Origin of the sequence: Hydrogenoanaerobacterium saccharovorans, assembly GCF_016901815.1 — a bacterium.
Taxonomy (GTDB): domain Bacteria; phylum Bacillota; class Clostridia; order Oscillospirales; family Ruminococcaceae; genus Avimicrobium; species Avimicrobium caecorum.
Genome location: NZ_JACSNR010000022.1, coordinates 1 through 2,282 on the forward strand (window position 1 = coordinate 1; position 2,282 = coordinate 2,282).

Here is a 2,282-nt window from a genome sequence, read left to right on the forward strand (position 1 = left end):
TTCCTTTTGCTGCTTGCGATAAGCCGTTACTTCTTCCTTCATAGTTTTCTTGTTCTGCCATCATAACCCCCTATAACCCCTTGCATATCCAAAGGCGAGAGGGTATAATGAAAATAAGTCCAATGGTATTAAGTCAAGAGGGTGATTCACGGAAACAACAGAAGAAAACGCCATAGGAGAGCTATGTGAGCAGCCAAAAGGCAACACCAACCAAAGCCCTGCCCCTAAGAAAATTTGAAACAGGGCTTGGACATCAGAGTGGCAAGCGGTACGCTTAGCCCTCCGATGGGATATACAGGCGGTTGTCTTTCAGCAGCCGAAAGACCAACCGAACCAGTTTTCTGGCAGTTAAAGCGAGTGCGCGTTTATGCTGGTACTTGTTGACCTCTTTGAATTTAAGGTCATAGTAACGCCGGAACTCGGAGTCGCATCTTCTCACAGAGTTGGCAGCTTCCAGCAGGTAGTAGCGGAGATAGCGGTTGCCGGATTTAATCATTCGGGAGTGCTCCGCTTCAAATTCACCGGACTGGTGCTGTGTCCAGACAAGGCCGGCAAACTTGGCGACAGAGGCTTGGGAATCGAAACGGTGGATATCACCAATTTCAGCAATAATACCGGCGGAGTAAACCTTACCAATGCCAGGGATGGAAGTTAGAGTGTTTGGGATAATTTCAAACTGTTGTTCAATGGCTTTGTCCAGAACCTTAACCTGTTCCTTCAGTGCCCGCATAGAGGCGATGGAAACAGACATTGCCTGGTTCACGGTGTCGTTCACTGTCTTGGGCAGACGGTAAGAGCCTTTGGCCGCAGCCCGTACTGCTCTGGCAGTGGCATCTGGATCGACAAATCTGCCCCGGCCTGCTTGAGCAATAAAGTCGGTCAGTTCATCCAGATCAGTATTTGCCAGATCATCCACAGTTTCAAAATGCTCCATGAGAGCAATGGTAGTGGCGCTGGTGTTTTGAATGTCTTTCTCCTGAGCAATACCAGAGCATTTTAGGAATAAGTAGTTGGCAAACCTCTGCTTCTCCCGTGTCAGATTCTGAATGACATCAAATCTGGCTCTGGTGAGGGTTCTGAGAGCCTGGTAGCGATAGTCGTCCATATAGACCTCCTTGGCGATTCTGCCAAAACGGAGATGGTCGGCAATCACAAAGGCATCCACAAAGTCATTTTTGGGCAGATCTGGATAGGCTTCCTTGAATTTTTTGACCTGCTTGGGATTGAGGACATGGATCTTCCGCTGGAACCGGCTCAGGCTGCCATCCTCCCGGAGGGCATACACAAGGTTGTTCCCGTAGATAGAGGTGGCTTCCAGGCCAATCACCACATCACTGAGCCGCATGGAACTGAGTGCCGACACAATTCTCTCTGACAACATTTTATCACCGCCAAGATTGTTCTGCACAGAAAAGCTACTGTGCTTGCTTCCATCCGGCTTCATCAGGTAGGCGACATTGCTCCTGCTGCTCACATCAATGCCAACGAATAATGGGTTCACGATTTTCACCTCCCCGCATGGAGATTTCAGGCCAGCAGGCTTGGAGATACCCATGATAACCGGAGCATCCGCAACCTCGCGTATCAGAATCATTCCAGAGCAGACCAATGCGATATCCCTCACTGCTGAAAGGGCGACCCACACTCTGGCAAACAGCCAATGAGTTTGCAGCTAACTTCCGGCTCAGGGAAACTGACTTATTTTGAAGCAGCCCTACGGCTCAACCAGGAGGTAGAGAACTTGACCCTGCTGTCCTACAGCTATTGTATCACGGGCATCTCTAAGCCTGCTGATATCTGAATTATTAACTTTCAAACTTATTATACGAGGAGGTGCGGTATGGACGAGCTGCAAAGACAGAAAATGATTCAGGAACTGGAGAAACAGATTGCGGAACTGCCAGTTGGGTATATCTCAAAGAAAACAATCAATGGCAAGATTCAATATTACCACCAGTGGACGGAGGGCGGAAAAAAGCGTAGCCAGTATCTCCGGGACGGAGAAATGGAACCACTGCGGGAGCAGATCGAACAGCGCAAATCCTTGCAGGCGCAGCTGAAAGCGTTGCGGGCCGGAATGCCAAAAGTGCGTCAGCCCAAGCTGGATTTTGAAACCAGCGTGATCGTTGGCAAGGGCTTGGAGGCCATGTCTCAAGGGGTAAAAAACTGGGAGCTCCGTGACTGCTTTGACCAACTGGAAGGGTATCTCTACGGAAAGGAGTATGACCGTGTCTGCCTGGTCTTTGGTCTGCGGCGAACCGGAAAGACAACCATGCTCCGCC

General features: G+C 49.8%; 1 protein-coding gene and 1 pseudogene. One reads left to right on the forward strand and one right to left on the reverse strand.

The genetic code is table 11. The features are described from left to right. Positions 1-274: 274 nt before the first annotated feature. Positions 275-1,555 carry an IS110 family transposase gene (locus H9X81_RS11490; RefSeq protein WP_207751072.1) on the reverse strand — a complete coding sequence of 427 codons (1,281 nt, stop codon included), beginning with the start codon at positions 1,553-1,555 and terminating at the stop codon, positions 275-277. Between the two features lie 285 nt (positions 1,556-1,840). Here H9X81_RS11490 and H9X81_RS11495 point away from each other — a divergent pair. Further along, a pseudogene (locus tag H9X81_RS11495) lies at positions 1,841-2,282 on the forward strand (AAA family ATPase); the annotation flags it as partial.